The organism is Kitasatospora sp. NPDC041988, assembly GCF_055588525.1.
The window spans coordinates 194,075-211,346 of record NZ_JBVJCO010000001.1; the positions used below are offsets into that span (position 1 = coordinate 194,075).

Sequence of the window (17,272 nt, forward strand, 5' to 3'; positions counted from 1 at the left end):
GGGGACCTGTTACGACTCCATCCCCCCTCCGGTCGGGAGTTCTGCCTGGGGGGTTTGGGGGGAACGACTCCTACTTTGTTTTTTTCAGGGGGACCTTCCCAAGAAAAAAACCCACCGCCTCTATGAGCTCGGGCTGCCATGCAGGATCTCTTTGATGATTTCCAGAAGAACCGCTACGGCGTGCAGAACGGCCCCTGCGCCGAGGGTGACAGCGCCGAAGAGGATCCAGCTGGCGGCCCCGGGGCGCGCCCGGGCCGCCGGGCCAGCCTGGCCCTCCTCATCGCGGGGCTGTTTGATTCCCCAGGTCTCCTTGATGATCTCCACCAGCCCCGCAACGGCGTGCAGACCCGCGCCTACCGCCATGGCGCTGGCGCCGAGCAGTAGCCACGCGCCCCGGCTCGGTTCGAGTGAGGACGCCACGGCAGGCGACTTGGACGAGCGAATTCCGAGCATCGGATCCCACCTCCTTCTCGATTGAAGCCCTGCCGTGCCGCGACGGCTCGTGGGAAACCGTCGGACCGACAACTCTCCAGGGCAGCCGTGCCGTTGCGGCACGACCGCCTTCCCGGACGTACGTAGACAATGCCGCCACCCCGGCTCTCGGCGACGATGAAGACTGACCGCCGAACGGCAGATCAACGGTGACCCACCTTGCCTTCTGGGGGCCCGGCGCCTTGAACGAGGCGAACGCTCGGTCAGTGCTGCGCCGCCGTCTCGTGGGTAGCGGGCCGGCGGCGGCGAATCAATCCTTCCAGGCTGTTCTGGTCGTTCCGGCGCAGAGCGCCCAGATGACGAAGATGTCGATGGCGATCAGCACGATGGCCCAGAACGGGTAGTAGGGCAGCCACAGGAAGTTGGCAATCATGCCGAGCCCAACGACGACGACACCGACGACACGTGCCCAGACGGCGCCGGTGAAGAGGGCCACGCCGGCCAGAACGATGAGGATGCCCAGGATGAGGTGGATCCAGCCCCAGCCGGTGGTGTTCATCTTGTAGGTGTAGTCGTGGGTGACGACGATCAGGTCGTCCTTGGCGATGGCGGCGATCCCCTCGAATATCGCCATGGCGCCGCCGAAGATCATCAGAACTGCGGCCAAAACGGTCCAGCCGGTTGCGAACGGCCTTCGGGACGTCTGGGCACCCGTCGGCGTTCCACTGACGTTGCTGGCCATGGTTCGGGCTCCTTCGAGAACAACCTCGTCGCCACATCGGGCGACCTGGTCGGAGACCCCATGTCCAGGCTGCCACGGCGGAAGCCTGGCAGCACCTCCGGCCTGCTCCCGTTGGGCCCGCCCGGCGATATCTGCGGCGGAGGGTCGCGTGCAGCTCGGCCCTGTTCGCTGGTGCGGCCGGGGCCCTGATCGGTCCTGCCAGGCGGTCTGACCAGTATGCGAAACCATCAGATGACCCGGATCGAATCGGTGGGCGGCACCGCCCCGACGCTCACGGTCAACAGCCACTTCCGCCGGACAGGCCCAGGGCTCGCTGCCGGAGTCGCGGGGGCGGGCCGGTTCGGACCGACCGGAACACTCCGGCGCAGCGCCCGCTGTCGGCCCGCGTGCCCGGGAGGCCCGTCGCGGAGCGCGTGTGCCCCGGTGCCGGGAGGTACCGGCACCGGGGCACACGTCGGAGCGGTGGTCTGGTCAGCAGGTGCCGGCCGGGCGGTTGCGGACCACCAGGTCGTTGCGGCCGGGGGTGGCGTCCAGCCAGACCACCCGGGTGCCCTGATCGGCGGCGGGGTGGAACTGGGTGCCCCGGTTGCAGGAGAGCCGCACGGGGGTGCCGCCGGTGACCGGCAGCTGGTACAGCTTGGGGAACGCGGCGTTCGACCAACCGCTGCTCGGCCTGGCGCTGCGGTGCTGGAAGGTCACGGCCTGGTCGGTGGCGGTGATCTCCATGTTCTCCGGGGTGAACGGCGAGCCGCCGGGGAGCAGGTCGGTGACACCGGAGCCGTCCAGGGCGCCGGACCGGATGGTGACCCCGCCGCTGCGGTCGGCCGCGGCCTCCACCCAGAGCAGCCGGCCGCCCGCGAGCGTCGGGGACGTGACGACCGGCGGTTCGGTGCCCTTGGGGGTGCTCACCGCGTACTGTGCGCCGACCCGGCCGGTGGCGATCGGGTAGACCGTCGGCGCCTGGAGGGTCGTCTCCCCGGCCGTCCAGGTCTCGACCCAGCCGAGCAGGCCGTCCTTGAGGGTGAGGGACGAGACCGCGAACGGCGCGATGTTGTGGCCCTCGGGCAGCGGGAGCTCGACCGGCGGGGCGCCGTCGTGGGAGAGCTGGACCCGGCTCCGGCCGGTTTTGCCGTCGGTCACCACGAAGGCGATGTCCCCACCGGATATCCGTACGTCGACGGGCGACTGGTTCGAGGACCGGAACACGCTGCGGACCGGGCCGCCGGACAGTGAGCGGGTCAGCACCTCCGTCCCCCAGGTACCGGTGGCATCGGGCCCGATCGCCAGCCAGACGGCGGACTTGCCGTCGGTGGCGGCCCAGCCGTGCATGCGGTCGTCCTCGGGGCTGAGCCGGGTGGGGGCGCCGGCGGCCGTGGTGGAGCCGGTGTACAGGACGACCCCGCCCTGGCCGTTCGGGTTGGTGTTACCCATCACCCAGTGGCCTCCGCCTGCGGCCGGCCCGGTCGGTGCGTAGGCGCCGCGCAGCAGCGACCGACTGTCCGTCTCGATCCGGCTCTGCCAACCGGTCCGGATCCCGTGGGCGTCGAACGCGGCGGCCACCGAACGGAGTTCGGCCCGGCTGAGGTCGAGCGAACGGCCGGCGGCGAGGACGGCGTTGCGGCCGTCGACGAAGTCGTCCAGCGGGGTGAGGTATTCGGCGAGCGCGCGGTAGACGAGCCGGTCCGCGGTGAGCGGGTCGAGGGTGCGCCGGATGTCCCACAGGGCGCCGCCGAAGATGGTGGAGTTGAGGTGCACGCCGCCGCTGTCGAGGTCGAGCCCGGCGCCGAGGTAGTCGTTCACGGTGGTGCGGCGGTCGTCCAGCCGGCGGTTCGCGCACTCCTCGGGGGTGCCGGTGCGGCACAGGCTCTCGCCGAGCAGCGCGGCCTTCGGGTCGGTCATCGCGATGCCGTGGGCGGTCACGTCGATGGCATTGCCGAAGTAGTCGGCCAGGGCCTCGTTCATCGCACCGGACTGCCCGGCGTACTCGAGGTTCGCGGTGTGCTGGATGACGCCGTGGGTCATCTCGTGACCGGCCACGTCGAGTGCCACGGCGAACTGGCGGTACTTGGCGTCGCCGTTGCCGTAGATCATCTTCTGGCCGTCCCAGGTGGCGTTCGGGAAGGGGGCGCCGCCGTTGCTCACGTTGACCACGGAGGTGATCGGGCTGCCCTTGCCGTCCAGGCCGTCCCGGCCGAGCCGGCTCCGGTAGAAGTCGTACACGGTACCGGCGTTGAGGTGGGCGTCGGTGGCGCCGCTGGTGCCGGTGGCGGCCGGGAAGTCCGGGCCCGGGGACCCGACCGGGAGGCTGTCGGCGGGCAGCCGGCCGAAGTCCCGGTAGTCCCGTCCGGCCCCGTCGTAGGTGGAGACGGTGACGGGCCGGGAGAGGTCGACGAGCCGGTAACTCCCGTCCGGTTGACGGGCGATGTTCACCGGTACGGTCCGGCCGAGGAGGTCTGGGGCGGTCCCGGTGGCGGGCTCCGGGGCGGGCCCTGCGGCGGATCCGGAGGGCCCGGCGGCGGAACGAGCTGCCCCAGCGCCGGCCCCGGCACCCTCGGCCTGGTACGGGCCGGGGGCGTCGTGGGCGAGGGCGACCACACCGCGCGTGGCGTCCACGTAGACCTCGCGGACCAGCGGCTCCCCGGTCGCCGGGTCGGCGGCGCGGACGGTGAAGTGCTGGGCGAGCCGCCCGGCGCCGCCCGGCAGGACGACCCGGCCGCGGTCCTCGGCGGTGGCCCCGGCGCGGGCGCGCGGGTCCGTGAACGAGCCGAGCGCCTGCCTGCGCAGCGTCGCGTCCGGTACGGCGGGGGTGGTCGGCGCGGTGAGCCCCGTGAAGTACTTGCCGCCGACCGACTCCACCCGCTGGCCGGCTCCCTCTCCGACGAGGCGGACCAGGTACTGCCCGCCGAGCACCGGTACGCCCCCGTGGTACTGCTGGAACCTGACGCTGTGCCGGCTCTCGGCCGTGCGCTCGACCGCGAGCTCGGTCAGCTGCCCCGGGTCGATCCGGTACCGGTCGGGGTGGGCCGCGAGATGGGCCCGGGCCGCCTCGCCCGGGCTGCCGGGCGCCGCCTCCGACAGCCCGGTCACCAGCTGTGGGGCGGCGGTGCCCTCGCCGGCCACCAGGCCGGGGACGGGATCGGGTTCGGCACTCGGGCCCGGCGGCCCCGGCGGCGCGGCCAGGGCGGGGGAGGCGGTCAGGGTGAGCGTCAGCGCCAGGCTCAGGGCGGCGCTCGCGCCGAGCGCCTTGGCCGTCGGACGGGAACGGTGGTGCACTGCGGTCCTCCACGGGAATCGGCAGTGGTGGCAGCGCCGCGAGAGCGGCGATATGACGATCAGTCACCCGATGCTCGATCGTGGACGCCCGGCCCGTCCAGGCCCTCGGGCGAAAGTGCAGCGGGGAGCCGGAACCCCTGCACATCGGCACACCTGCCCCATGTCCGAACGGGCACGAACCGACCCCGGCCGCAGAAATCGCCCGCACCGGTGAACCACCCCCGGCCCCGTCCCGTGTTCCGCCTCGTACGAGACCCTGCCGGCCGCCGCGCCACCTCCGCTCGTCCCACGGTCCGGGGGCGGGCCGCGTCCGATTCGTCCGGTCGGCGGCTTTCGCCCCGCGTGGACCGGCTGCGATGGTGGTCAACGGTCCCGGAGGACGCGGCCGGCCTGACCGGGCGGCGGCGCCGGGACCGATCCCGGTGAACCAAGCGCGTTGGAGGACGACAGATGCCCCTCAAGAACTACGGCGTGCTGGCCGCCCGAGCCGTCGACCGGCACCGTGAGGGAGGCACCGATGCGCCCCACTACGAGATCCACCTCCTCGACGACGCCGGAACCCACTACCGGGCCGCCGTCAACGTCCGGTCGAATGAGTCGCCGCACGAGTTGATGTACACGGTGGTCGACGACTTCCGCCATCCGCTCACGCAGCAGCTCCCGGCGGCGGGCAGCGGATGGAAGGAACTGCCCAGGCAGGCGGGCGGCGCAGCTCTCGACTTCATCCGTGGCAACCTCTTCGATCCGGCCTCCATGCGGGTGCTCCCGCCGGACCTGCCCGGCGTCGACAACGACCTCTCCGACGTGTTCGACCACTACGTCCAGCGGGCCCTCGCGGACCGGGCGATCGCCCTCTACGTCTTCGGTGAGCGCTTCGGTCCCAAACCCCAGGAACGCGACGACGACTTCGAGTTCCAGCCCGCCGACGGCGTGCACGAGGTTCACATGAACCAGGGCAACAGCGCGGACCACCGCCCGGAGGACGGGGTCTGGCAGGACGGCGGTCTGCTCTTCCACCTGCCCGCCGAGGACCGGTGGGTCGCGGTGTTCCTCGCCTTCCAGTCCCAGAAGTGGCACACCCACGAAACCACGGGCCACGTACTTCCCGACGCACCGGAAAAGCCCACCGACCACCAGGAGCCCCTGCGGATCATCGCCGCCCTGGTCAACCCGGTCGGACCGGCGCCGGAGGCCGAGACCGTGACGCTGCTCAACGCCTCCGCCGGTGCTGTGGACCTCACCGGCTGGCGACTCGTCGACCGTCAGAGTCACCAGCTCCCGCTGCCCTCCCGGCAGTTGCAGCCGGGCACCACGATCACCGTCGCCGGCGGCAACGGCTTCCAGCTCGGCAACCACGGCGGGACGATCACCCTCTGTGACCCCGCCGGGCTCAAGGTCCACGGTGTCGCCTACACCGCGGGCCAGGCCGCGACCGAGGGCCGGACGATCGCCTTCTGACCGACGAGAGCCCCGTGGCAGACCGCCGGCCGTGGTCGTCATCGACCCGTGCGCGACCAGTCACCCGGTCGGCGAGGACCAGACACCACTGCCACACCGGGCCCCCGGCCTCCTGCCGGGGGCCCGGACCCGCACCCGGGCCCGCACCCGGGCCCGCACCCGGATCCAGCTCCGGCCGCCCACCTCGGCCGCAGTGCTTTAATCGCGGCGCTCGGCCCGTGAATAACCCTTAAGGGCGGGCACAGATCCCTGCCGGGCGAGACGGTCGCGATCGCCTGTTTCGGCGCGCTCACCGCCTACTACCTCACCCTCGCCGTCCTGGAGCGGCGCGCTCCGCACGTCGTCACCGGTGAGGTGCTGCGCATGGAGCCGCGCAAGCGCGACCAGGCGCCGCGCTTCCTGGCGGTGGACACGGGCGACGCGGACCGCACCGTCGCCTGGGCCCTGCCGGCCGGGGCGCCGGCAGTCCTGCCCGGAAGCGTCGTCCGCCTCGCGGTGTCCCCGGCCACCCGGGCGGTCAGGTCGGCGGAGCTCGTCACCGCCTGACCAGCGGGGGCACCGGCCGAAGGGTTCAACCGCCTGTCCCGCCGGGCGCAGCCGAGGAGGTGAACGGCCTCCTGCCCGGTGCGGGGCCCTCGGACCGCACCGGGTCGCGGTGCTACTGCTTGCTCCACTGCCGCTGACGTACGCGGCTACCCGGACATGATCGGAGAACAGCGGAGATGTCATCGAACGTCGGCCTGTTGGCCCGCATCGAGGCACGGCCGGAGCATGCGGACGAGGTCGAGGCCCTGCTGCGCGGGACCCTCGACGCGGCCCGCGCCGAGGAGCAGACCGTGACCTGGTACGCCTTCAGGGAGAGCCCGACCGTGTTCGGGATCTTCGACACCTTCGCCGACGAGGCCGGTCGGACCGCGCACCTGGAGGGCCCGATCGCCGCCGCGCTCATGGAGGTCGCCCCGAGACTGCCGGCGGCCGGGCCGACCATCCACTCCATCGACATCCTCGCCGTCAAGCCCGCTTGAGCCGTGTGGTTCGGTCCGCTTCGATGCCGAGGCCCGGCATCCACGAGTGCGTCGATCCACGAGAGTCAAAAATAATCAGGGCGGCGGTGTCGAGAATCCGTGGGCGGCTCCGTCCCCGTAGTGAATGCGGCCACAAGGGGTCGCACAGCACCGAGGAGAACCACGATGGCCAAGTACCTGCTGCTCAAGCACTACCGCGGCGCTCCGGCTGCGGTCAACGACGTGCCGATGGACCAGTGGAGCCCGGAGGAGATCTCGGCGCACGTGCAGTACATGAACGATTTCGCGGCCCGGCTGGAGAAGACGGGTGAGTTCGTCGACGGGCAGGCGCTCGCCCCCGAGGGAGCGTGGGTCCGGTACGACGGCGAGGGGCGCCCGCCGGTCACCGACGGCCCGTTCGCGGAGACCAAGGACCTCATCGCCGGTTGGATGATCATCGACGTCGACAGCTACGAGCGCGCCGTCGAGCTGGCCGGGGAGCTGTCGGCGGCCCCCGGGGCGGGCGGGAAGCCGATCCACGAGTGGCTTGAGGTGCGCCCGTTCTTCGCGGAGCCGCCTACCATCACGGAGTGACCTTCCAGATGGACGAGGCCCTGCTCCGGAGCCTCACGCCGAGTGTGCTCGGGATCCTCGTCCGCCGCGGAGTCGACTTCGCGGCGGCCGAGGATGCCGTGCAGGATGCGCTGGTCGAGGCGGTCCGCGTCTGGCCCACCGACCCGCCGCGGGATCCGAAGGGCTGGCTGGTCACGGTGGCCTGGCGCCGGTTCCTCGACGGGACCCGCGCGGACGCCGCCCGCCGCCGGCGTGAGGACCTCGTCGACGAGGAGCCGGCGCCCGGGCCCGCGCCCGCGGTCGACGACACGCTCCAGCTCTACTTCCTTTGCGCCCACCCGTCGCTGACACCGTCGTCCGCGGTCGCGCTGACGCTGCGCGCCGTCGGCGGGCTGACCACCCGTCAGATCGCCCAGGCCTATCTGGTGCCCGAGGCGACCATGGCGCAGCGCATCAGCCGGGCCAAGCGCACCGTGGCCGGCGTGCGGTTCGGCCGGCCCGGCGACGTCGCCACCGTGCTGCGCGTCCTCTACCTGGTCTTCAACGAGGGCTACAGCGGCGACGTCGACCTCGCCGCCGAGGCCATCCGGCTCACCCGGCAGCTCGCGGCCGCGATCGACCACCCCGAGGTGGCGGGGTTGCTCGCCCTGATGCTGCTCCACCACGCTCGGCGCGCGGCCCGGACCGCGCCCGACGGCAGCCTGGTGCCGCTCGCGGAGCAGGACCGGGGCCGGTGGGACACCGGGTTGATCGCGGAGGGTGTCGGGATCCTGCAGGCGGCTCTCGCCCGGGACCGGCTGGGCGAGTTCCAGGCCCAGGCGGCCGTCGCGGCCCTCCACGCCGACGCGCCGACCGCCGGGGAGACCGACTGGGTGCAGATCGTCGGGTGGTATGACGAGCTCGTGCGTCTGACCGGCAGCCCGGTCGTGCGGCTCAACCGGGCGGTGGCCGTCGGCGAGGCCGACGGACCGCGGGCCGGGCTGGCGGCGCTCGCGGCGCTGGATGACTCACTGCCCCGCCACGAGGCGGTGGCGGCGTACCTCCACGAGCGCGACGGCGACCTGGCGACGGCGGCACGGTTGTACGCCGAGGCGGCCCGAAAGGCACCGAACCTCGCCGAGCGTGACCACCTGACGCGCCAGGCCGCCCGGCTCAACACCCGCGGGCGTCGCTGACTGGTCGCACTCGCGTCTTCCCGCGGCACGTGGTGCGGCGCCCTGTGCTCGCGTCGCAGTCGGCGGAACGCGGTCGCGTGCTGCGTCGCCCTCCAACACGCGGCCGATGAATGGCCTTTGAGCTGTCCACGTACACTGGCGGGCATGGCATGCCGCATCAGTGAACTGGTCATCGACTGCGCCGACCCCGGCCGGCTCGCCGCATTCTGGAGCGAGGTCCTCGGCTACGTCGAACTCGGCCGGGAGGACGACGGAAGCATCCACATCGGGCCGCCCGACGCCGGCTTCGGCGGCCCGCAGCCCACCCTCGTCCTCAGCCCCAGCAGCGACCCGCGGACCGGGAAGCTCCCACTGCACATCGACGTCAACGCCACCGACCGCGACCAGGACGCCGAGTTGGAGCGGCTGCTCGCCCTCGGTGCCAAACCCGTCGACGTCGGCCAGACCGGCGCCGAGAGCTGGCACGTCCTGGCCGACCCGGAAGGCAACGAGTTCTGTCTCCTGCACACGCGGCTCCAGCCCCTCTGACCACGTGTGGTCCAAGCCGCGGTGGATGGGCGAGCCCACCGCCGAGGAGGCCGGGTGGTGATCAGCGGGTCGGCGTGCCGGAATCCACGGGCTGGTCCGGCCGGCCGGACGGGGCGTCCCGTCAGGTCGCGGAGACGGGAAGCAGCCGGTAGGCGTCCCCGTGCGTGACCACGCGGCCGGCGGTGGGCGGCGCGAAGTGGGTGCCGAGGACGAGGGTGTCCGTGCCGGCGAGGGAGTCGAGCAGTTCGCGGCGCGAGGCCTCGGACTGCCGCGGGTCGATGTCCACGCAGGCGCCGATGGCGGGGTGGGCGAGCTGGACGGGGTGGTGGATGCAGTCGCCGGTGATCAGCGCCGTCTCACCGTGGCTGGTCAGTTCGACGGCGACGTGGCCGGGGGTGTGCCCGGGCGTGGGCAGCAGGCGCAGGCCCGGGGCGATCTCGATGCCCTTGGCCGGGACGTCGACGAGGTCCAGCAGGCCCGCCTGCTCGATCGGCGTCACGGAGTCGCGGAACATCTGCCGGCGGGCCTCCTCCATGTCGTAGGCGGCCCAGAACTCCCGCTCGGCGTGGGAGGTGAGGTAGCGGGCGTTGGGGAAGGTCGGGATCCACGCTCCGTCCACCTCCTGCGTGTTCCAGCCGACGTGGTCGGCGTGCAGGTGGGTGAGGACGACCAGGTCGACGGAGTCCGGGGGGAAGCCGGCGGCGGTGAGGCGCTCCAGGTAGTCGGTCCGCAGGTTGTGCCAGGCGGGGTTGGCCCGCTCCTTCCCGTTGCCGATGCCGGTGTCGACGAGGACGCGCAGCCCGCCCACGGAGAACGCGAAGCTGTGGCTGTCGAGGTGCAGGATTCCCTCGTGGTCGGCGAAGTGGGGGTGCAGCCAGGCCTGGCCGGTCACCACCTCGGGGGTGGCGTCGGGGAGCAGCCACGGCCCGGTCGCAGGGGGCAGGAGGACCTCGTCGATGCGGTGGACGGTGACGGCGCCCACGGTCCAGGAGGGGATGGGTGTGGCGGCGGAGGTCTGCATGGTCCGTCGTTTCCTTTGCTCTTGTCGGAAGCGGTGGTGGTTGGCAGAGGTGGTCGTCTGCGGGGGTGGTCTTCTGACGGGGAGTTCGTCAGCGGGGGTGGTCGCCGGCGGGCACGGGCGACCCGGAGGGGACGGCGCGCGGGTGCGTCGGAAATGACGCTGGGCATGGGAGTCCTTCCCGGTAAACGCAATCTGTTTGCGTTAAGCCACCGTAGAACCTGCGGGGCGACTAACGCAAACTGTTAGCGTTTGGCGCGGGAGTGGAGGCGGGTCGCCCGGGTCCCGCGCGTTCGGCTCCGAAGCGAGCGCCCCCTTAAACGCAAGGATTGTGCTTTAAGGTGGTCTCATGAGCCGCAGACAGATGGTGCGCCCCGGCGGGCGCAGTGCCCGGGTCCAGGCATCGGTGCACGCCGCTGTACGTGAACTCCTGTCGGAGGTGGGCCGCGACGCACTGACGGTGCCCCTGGTCGCCCAGCGCGCGGGGGTGACCCCGTCGACGATCTACCGCCGCTGGGGCGACCTCCAGGAGCTGCTGTCGGACGTTGCGGTCGAGCGCCTTCGGCCCGACACGGCGCCGGAGGACCACGGGGACCTGCGGTCCGACCTGACGGCCTGGGCCGAGCAGTTCCTCGACGAGATGGCGTCCCCCTCGGGCCGCGCCTACATCCGCGACGCTCTGCTCGGCGACCCGGACGGCAGCAACGCCGGCCGGTGCTCGGCCTACGCGGCCGAACAGATCGACGTCCTGCTGGCCCGGGCGAGCGCGCGCGAGGAGAACACTCCCGACGTCGAGACGACCATGGACCGCGTGGTCGCTCCCTTGATGTACCGCATCCTCTTCCGGCCGGCCGGTCTCGACGCCGCGTACGCGCGCGGGCTCGTCGCGGGCTTCCTCGGTTCGGAGGACGTGCCCGCCTGATGTCGAGTCAGGCCGGCGTGTGACGAGAAGTCACCGCTGTGGCCGGGGCGGTGAGACGGACCGGAGGGTGCAGTCGCCCGTGCCGCGTTCCGGCCGGCGCGTTCCGCCCGGCGGGGTCTGTCGAGGTCTGCCGACTGTCAGGGGCTGCGGTCTGTCGAGGTCTGCGGTCTTTCAGGGTCTCCGGGCGGGTTCGTCCGGTGGTGGGAAGTGGGAGGGGAACCGACGTGGGGTCCGTGGGAGAGAGACTGAGCAGGACGCGGGAGCGGGCTTTCATCGGCCGGGAGGAGGAACTCGGCGCGTTCGGCGAGGCCTTGGCGGGGGATCCGCAGGCGCCGTTCGCGTTCTACGTGTTCGGGCCGGGAGGGATCGGGAAGTCGGCGCTGCTGCGTTGTCTGGCTGATCGGGCCCGTGCGGCGGGGCGGTTGGTCGTCGAGGTCGACGGTCGTTTCGTCAGCCGGGACCCGGCCGACTTCGAGCGTGCGGCCGGCCCGTTCCTGGAGGTCGCCGGCACGGTGCTGTTCGTGGACTCCTTCGAGCACTGCCAGTGGCTGGAGGCCTGGTTGTGGCAGCGCTTCCTGCCTCGTGCCGCCGACGACACCTTGGTGGTCCTGGCCGGTCGCCTCGCGCCACAGCCGCAGTGGCTCGCCGACCCGGCCTGGTCCGGGGCGTTGTACGTCCGTGAACTGGAGCCGTTCTCGGAGGAGCAGGCCCGGAGCGTACTGGCCACGGCGCAGGTCCGGCCGGAGTTGCGGGAGCGGGTGCTGCGTTTCGCCGGGGGCAATCCGCTGGCGCTGTCGCTCGCGGCGGCCGCGGGTTCGACGGGCTGGAGCCGGGAGGAGGTCTGGGCGCCCTCGGCCGACCTCCTGCGGACGCTGTTGACGGGGCTGATCGGGGAGGTGCCGACGGCGGCCCACCGCCGTGCCCTGGAGGTGGCGGCGCAGGCGCACTCGACCTCCGAGGAACTGCTTGCCGCCGTCCTGCCCGAGGAGGACGTCCATCTGCTGTTCGGCTGGCTGAGGGACCTCCCCTTCATCGAGTCCGCTCCACGGGGCCTCTACCCGCACGACGCCGCGCGCGAGACGCTGACGGCCGATCTGCGGTGGAGGGCTCCCCACGCTTTCGTGACGATGCGCCAGCGGTTGGTGGAGGAGTATCTGCGCATGCTGCGCGAGGCGCCCGAGGAGCGGGTGTGGACGGTCACCGACGAACTGTTCTACCTCTTCCGGGAGCTGGAGAGCCTGACCCGGATGCGCACGTGGTCGCGCGAGGAGGAGGTGCACGACTGCCCGCTGCGGCCGGACGACCTCGACGACGTGCTCCGGATGGCCGAGGAGGCCGAGGGGCCGGCCTCCGCGGAGCTGGTCCGCTACTGGGCCGGCCGGCAGCCGCAGGCGTTCAGCGTCTACCGTCTGGTGAGCACCGGCCGGACCGTGGCGTTCACCGCCCGGCTGGCCCTGCCGGCTCCTGCCGACCCCCGGGACGTCGCCGTCGACCCCGTCGTCGCGGCCGCCTGGGCGTACACCGACGCCACCGCGCCGGTCGGCCCCGGCGAGCACATCGGCATCAGCCGCTTCTCGGTCTACCCGGAGCGCTACCAGGTCCCCTCGCGCGTCATCGACCTGAGCAGCTCCCGTGCCCAGGCGGAGGCCGCCCGTGCCCGCGGCCGCGCCTACGGCTTCGCCGTCTGGCGGGACGCCGAGGCCTGGGCCGAGCGCGTCAAGGGGACCCTGAGCGACATCGGGGCGCGGCCGCGGGTCGGTGAACACACCTACGGGCTGTTCGGCGTCGACTGGCGTCAGGTGCCCGTCGAGACGTGGCTCGGCCGCTTCATATCGGCCACCGACGTCCCCGCCCAGCCCGGGCCGTCCGCCCTTTCACGCACTGCGTTCGACCAGGCCGTACGGGAGGCGTTGGCGCACTGGCGGGACCCGGCCGCCTTCGCGGTCTGCGCCCTGACGCGCACCCGGCTGGCGGCCGACTTCGCCGATCCCGTCGAAGAGCTGCGCGCCCTGCTGCGCCACGCCGTGGACGACCTCGCCCGCGACCCGCGCGGTGTACGCGCCCGCGAGGCCCTGGCGGCGGGCCACTTCTCCGGTGCGCCCACCCAGGAGGCCGCCGCCCGCCGCCTCGGCCTTCCGTACGGCACCTACCGGCGTCACGTGCGCCAGGGCCTGGACCTGCTGTGCGAATCCCTGTGGCAGCAGGAGCTGCACGGCCCCCGGTGACGACGGCGGGCACGTGCCTGTGGCGGGGCGGGGCGGGCCGGACAGGAGTGGACAGCGGTGGACAGTCGCGGTCCCTGCCGGGCCTGGAGAGTGGACACCGCTCCGCACGAGGCTGTGCGCCATGAACCTCCAACGCACACAGCCGGGGCGGACGGGGCCCGCCCCCCGGCCGGCGGCCGTGCTCACGGTGCTCGCCGCAGCCCAGTTCACCGTCATGCTCGCCACCTCGATCGTGAACGTCGCGCTGCCGCAGATCCGCGCCGGGGCCGGCCTGTCGGACAGTGGCACCACCTGGGTGGTCAACGCCTACGGCCTGGCGTTCGGAGCTCTGCTGCTGGCGGGCGGACGGGCGGCCGACCTGCTCGGTCGCCGCCGGGTGCTGGTCGCCGGCCTCGCGGTGTTCGCGGTCGCCTCGGCGGCCGCAGGACTGGCCACCTCCTCGGGTGTGCTGATCGCCGCCCGCGCCGTGCAGGGCGTCGGCGCCGCCGCCATCGCCCCGGCTGCGCTCGCCCTGGCCATGGAGCTGTTCCCGTCCGGTCCCGGGCGCGGCAGGGCACTGGGGGTGTGGGGCGCGGTCTCCGGCGCGGGAGGAGCAGGCGGCGTCCTGCTGGGCGGTGTGCTCACCCAGGCGTGGGGCTGGCCGTGGATCTTCCACTCCGTCGCGCTCGGGGCGGTGCTGGTCCTGGCCGCCGTGGTGGCCCTCCTCCCACGGGAGGCCGGACGGAAGCCCGGGCGCTTCGACCTGCTGGGCACCGTCACCGTCACCCTGACCCTGACCTGCCTGGTGTGGGCGCTGACGACCGCACGCGGCGCCGGCTGGACGGACGCCGGGGTGCTGGGCGCCCTCGGTGCGGCCGCCGTGCTCCTCGCCGCCTTCGCCGTGATCGAGCTGCGCCGGCCGAACGCGCTGATACCTCCGCGGCTGTTCGGTACCGGCCGGGTGGCGGCAGGAAACCTGCTGATGGCCCTGCTGGGGTCCGTGTGGATTGCCCTGTTCTTCCTCCTGCCGCTCTACCAGCAGCAGGTTCTCGGATCCAGCCCCCTGGCCACCGGAGCGGGCCAACTCCCGCTCGCCGCGGCCAACATGCTCGGATCGGCCCTCGCCCCGCGCGTCTCCCGGCGCATCGGCGCCACCGCGACCGTCACGGCGGCCCTGGTCACCGAGGCCGCGGGCCTGCTGTGGCTGTCACGGATCAGCGTCGACGGGAGCTACCTCGCCGACGTCCTGGGCCCGAGCGTCCTGGTCGGCCTCGGCCTGAGCATCGCCTTCGTCCAGCTGACCGCCTTCGCCGTGGAAGGACTCCCGCCGCAGGACGCGGGCCTGGCCGGCGGGCTGGTGAACACGACCCGCCAGGTCGGCGGCGCGATCGGCCTCGCCGCGCTGGCCACCCTCGCAGGCTCCGTCACCGCCCAGGCGTCCACGCACGAGCCCCATCTGGCGGCCCTCACCGCCGGCTACCGGGCCGCCTTCACGGTCTCGGCCGTCGTCCTGGCCGCGACTGCGCTCCTCGCGCTGCTCCTCACCCGCAACACCCGTCCGCGAATCGCAGCTGCCACAGCCATCGCAGCCACCGCGGACACCGTGACCCACCCGGCCGGCGGCCCGCGAACCGCGAGGGCCCTGCAAACCCCGTAAGCCCTCGAACCCCGCAAGCCCTCGAACCCCGCAAGCCCTCGAACCCCGCAATGCCCGGAATCCCCGCAACTCCCGGAATCCCCGCTACTCCGGAATCCCCGCGGTTCACCCGGAGCGGCCGGACCGATGGACCGGCCGAACCACCGGCAACCCGCCCGCCCTCAGGAGAGGAACCACAGCCATGGTCACCATCGACGAGACCGCCCCCGTCATCGTCCGCCTGTCCACCGTGATCGACGCCCCGCTCGCGACGGTGTGGGAGCTGCACACCGACGTCGCCGCTTGGCCCACCTGGAACACGGACGTCGAGCAGGCCGAGGTCAGCGGCCCGCTGGCGCCCGGGAACTCCTTCAGCTGGCGGACCCACGGCCTGGACATCACCTCCACGGTCTACGAACTGGTCCCCGGTGAGCGGATCGTCTGGGGCGGCCCTGCCGACGGCATCACCGGCCTCCACGTGTGGACGTTCGAGCAGAGCGGCGACCGCGTCACCGTCCGCACCGAGGAGTCCTGGAGCGGGGCTCCAGTCGAGGCCGCGGCCGAGCACCTCGGACAAGCCCTCCACGGCTCCCTGGAGAACTGGCTCTCCCACCTCAAGAGCCGCTCCGAGCAGTCTGCCTGATCACTCGTCATCCACGGCGCCATCGCGCCGTCGCGCCATCACACCTACCGAAGGAGCCTCCTGCCATGACCGCCACCAAGCCCCCCTACGTGACCGGCCACTTCACGCCCGTCACCGACGAGATCACCGCCACCGGGCTCACCGTCGAGGGCACCCTGCCGCCCGAGCTGGCCGGCCGACTGCTTCGCAACGGCCACAACCCCAAGCCCGGCATCACCCCCACCCACTGGTTCAAGGGCAGCGGCATGGTGCACGGCATCCGGCTGCGCGAGGGCCGCGCCGAGTGGTACCGCAACCGCTGGGTCCACACCCCCGCCCTGGACGGCGCCCCCTACATGACCGAACACGGACCCGACCTGACCGCCTCCGCCGCCGGCACCCACGTCATCGAGCACGCCGGGCGGCTGCTCGCCCTGTGCGAGGCGAACCTCCCCTTCGAGCTCACCCGGGAGCTGGAAACGGTCGGCGCCCATGACTTCGACGGCAAGCTGCGCACCGCGATGACCGCGCACCCCAAGGAGGACCCGGTCACGGGGGAGCTGCACTTCTTCGGTTCTTCGCCGTTCCCGCCGTTCCTGACGTACTACGTCGCCGACGCCAAGGGCGAGATCGTCCACAGCGCCGAGGTGCCGGGGGCGACCGCCTCGCTCAAGCACGACTTCGCCATCACCCGCCACCACGTGGTCTTCGTCGAGGGCAACGTCACGTTCGACCCGACCGACCACTCCGGGATCCCCTACGGCTGGAGCGACGGGCAGCCCGCCCGCATCGGCGTCATGCCCCGCGGCACGGACGGCGCCCGGAACGTCCGCTGGTTCTTCATCGAACCGGGCAACATGCTGCACGTCGCCAACGCCTACGAGGACGGCCAGGGCCGCATCGTCCTGGAAGGCCCCACCGTCGACCGGGAGGGATTCCGGCTCTCCTGGAACTGGTGGGTCGGCGCGCCCGGGCGCGGTACCGAGCCCGTCGCCCGCTCCTACACCCGCCGCTGGGTGATCGACATGGCGGCCGGCAGCGTCGACGAGCAGATCATCGACGACCTGCCGGTGGAGTTCCCCACCCTCAACGAGGAGTACCTCGGCGCCGAGAACCGTTACCACTACGCCATCGCCTTCCCCGACGAGAAGGGCTTCGGCGGCTACGGCGTGGTCAAGTACGACCGCACCACCGGTGCACGCCGCATCCACCAGGTCGGCGACGCCCGCATGCCCGGTGAGGCCGTCTTCGTCCCCGCCGCCGCAGCCACCTGCGAGGACGACGGCTATCTGCTCACGGTCGTCTCCGACCTCAAGCAGGACGCCTCCCAGCTGCTGGTTCTCGACGCCTCCGGTCTCGACCGGATCGCCACCGTCCACCTGCCCCACCGGGTGAGCGCCGGCCTCCACGGCTCCTGGATCCCCGACGGCACGCCGGACGACGCCAGGAGCTGACTTACCGTGACGGGGTGCTCCGGCTCCTCCGGCGGGCCGGCACCCGAGGACTGACCCCGGGGCCCTCGGCGGGACGGCCAAGCGCCCGCCTCCCGGGCCCGTCCGCGCCCGACCAGCAGACCTTGATGCCCTTCCCGGCGGCCGGGAAGGGCATCAAGCCGGTTGGCGCACCCTCGCCCGCTCCGTTCGTGGCCGGGCTGCACATCGGCATCAGCGTGTTGCCTGGCGCCA

Annotated in this window: 15 protein-coding genes; 11 read left to right on the forward strand and 4 right to left on the reverse strand. The window is 72.5% G+C overall.

Translation table 11 applies throughout. The features are described from left to right. Positions 1-120: 120 nt before the first annotated feature. The 3 genes from ACZ6NC_RS00750 to ACZ6NC_RS00760 all read right to left on the reverse strand — a co-directional run bounded on the left by ACZ6NC_RS00750 (position 121) and on the right by ACZ6NC_RS00760 (position 4,447). The gene (locus ACZ6NC_RS00750) at positions 121-453 is read right to left on the reverse strand and encodes a hypothetical protein (RefSeq protein ID WP_465727484.1); all 333 of its coding nucleotides are present in this window, start codon (positions 451-453) and stop codon (positions 121-123) included. Between the two features lie 289 nt (positions 454-742). After that, a complete protein-coding gene (locus ACZ6NC_RS00755) occupies positions 743-1,174 on the reverse strand; it encodes a DUF7144 family membrane protein (RefSeq protein ID WP_465727486.1) in 432 nt (143 codons plus the stop codon). Between the two features lie 471 nt (positions 1,175-1,645). Next, complete coding sequence (locus tag ACZ6NC_RS00760; protein ID WP_465727488.1) at positions 1,646-4,447, reverse strand: M4 family metallopeptidase; 2,802 nt, start codon at positions 4,445-4,447, stop codon at positions 1,646-1,648. Between the two features lie 450 nt (positions 4,448-4,897). On the opposite strand from ACZ6NC_RS00760, the gene ACZ6NC_RS00765 reads away from it, so the two are divergent. From ACZ6NC_RS00765 to ACZ6NC_RS00790, 6 genes are all read left to right on the forward strand, one after another. Then, positions 4,898-5,905, forward strand: a complete 1,008-nt coding sequence (locus ACZ6NC_RS00765) for a DUF2278 family protein (protein WP_465727490.1) — start codon at positions 4,898-4,900, stop codon at positions 5,903-5,905. Positions 5,906-6,268: 363 nt separating this feature from the next. Next, positions 6,269-6,451, forward strand: a complete 183-nt coding sequence (locus tag ACZ6NC_RS00770; RefSeq protein WP_465727492.1) for a hypothetical protein — start codon at positions 6,269-6,271, stop codon at positions 6,449-6,451. 176 nt (positions 6,452-6,627) lie between these two features. Further along, positions 6,628-6,930, forward strand: a complete 303-nt coding sequence (locus ACZ6NC_RS00775) for a putative quinol monooxygenase (RefSeq protein WP_465727493.1) — start codon at positions 6,628-6,630, stop codon at positions 6,928-6,930. A 165-nt stretch (positions 6,931-7,095) separates the two neighbouring features. Next, positions 7,096-7,503 carry a YciI family protein gene (locus ACZ6NC_RS00780; RefSeq protein ID WP_465727494.1) on the forward strand — a complete coding sequence of 136 codons (408 nt, stop codon included), beginning with the start codon at positions 7,096-7,098 and terminating at the stop codon, positions 7,501-7,503. Positions 7,504-7,511: 8 nt separating this feature from the next. Further along, positions 7,512-8,657, forward strand: a complete 1,146-nt coding sequence (locus tag ACZ6NC_RS00785) for an RNA polymerase sigma factor (protein WP_465728293.1) — start codon at positions 7,512-7,514, stop codon at positions 8,655-8,657. A gap of 144 nt (positions 8,658-8,801) precedes the next feature. Next, positions 8,802-9,185, forward strand: a complete 384-nt coding sequence (locus tag ACZ6NC_RS00790; protein ID WP_465727496.1) for a VOC family protein — start codon at positions 8,802-8,804, stop codon at positions 9,183-9,185. A gap of 121 nt (positions 9,186-9,306) precedes the next feature. Here the strand turns inward: ACZ6NC_RS00790 and ACZ6NC_RS00795 are convergent, their stop codons facing one another. Beyond that, positions 9,307-10,206, reverse strand: a complete 900-nt coding sequence (locus tag ACZ6NC_RS00795) for an MBL fold metallo-hydrolase (protein WP_465727498.1) — start codon at positions 10,204-10,206, stop codon at positions 9,307-9,309. 346 nt (positions 10,207-10,552) lie between these two features. On the opposite strand from ACZ6NC_RS00795, the gene ACZ6NC_RS00800 reads away from it, so the two are divergent. The 5 genes from ACZ6NC_RS00800 to ACZ6NC_RS00820 all read left to right on the forward strand — a co-directional run bounded on the left by ACZ6NC_RS00800 (position 10,553) and on the right by ACZ6NC_RS00820 (position 17,041). Then, positions 10,553-11,125, forward strand: coding sequence for a TetR/AcrR family transcriptional regulator (locus ACZ6NC_RS00800; RefSeq protein ID WP_465727500.1), 573 nt, complete (start codon positions 10,553-10,555; stop codon positions 11,123-11,125). Between the two features lie 233 nt (positions 11,126-11,358). Beyond that, positions 11,359-13,350 (forward strand): AAA family ATPase, encoded by a 1,992-nt coding sequence (locus ACZ6NC_RS00805; RefSeq protein WP_465727502.1) that lies wholly within the window; start codon positions 11,359-11,361, stop codon positions 13,348-13,350. Between the two features lie 121 nt (positions 13,351-13,471). After that, entirely contained in the window at positions 13,472-14,986 is a 1,515-nt protein-coding gene (locus tag ACZ6NC_RS00810; RefSeq protein WP_465727504.1) for an MFS transporter, read from the forward strand. Between the two features lie 181 nt (positions 14,987-15,167). After that, complete coding sequence (locus tag ACZ6NC_RS00815) at positions 15,168-15,608, forward strand: SRPBCC family protein (RefSeq protein ID WP_465727506.1); 441 nt, start codon at positions 15,168-15,170, stop codon at positions 15,606-15,608. Between the two features lie 65 nt (positions 15,609-15,673). Then, positions 15,674-17,041, forward strand: a complete 1,368-nt coding sequence (locus ACZ6NC_RS00820; protein WP_465727508.1) for a carotenoid oxygenase family protein — start codon at positions 15,674-15,676, stop codon at positions 17,039-17,041. Positions 17,042-17,272 lie beyond the last annotated feature (231 nt).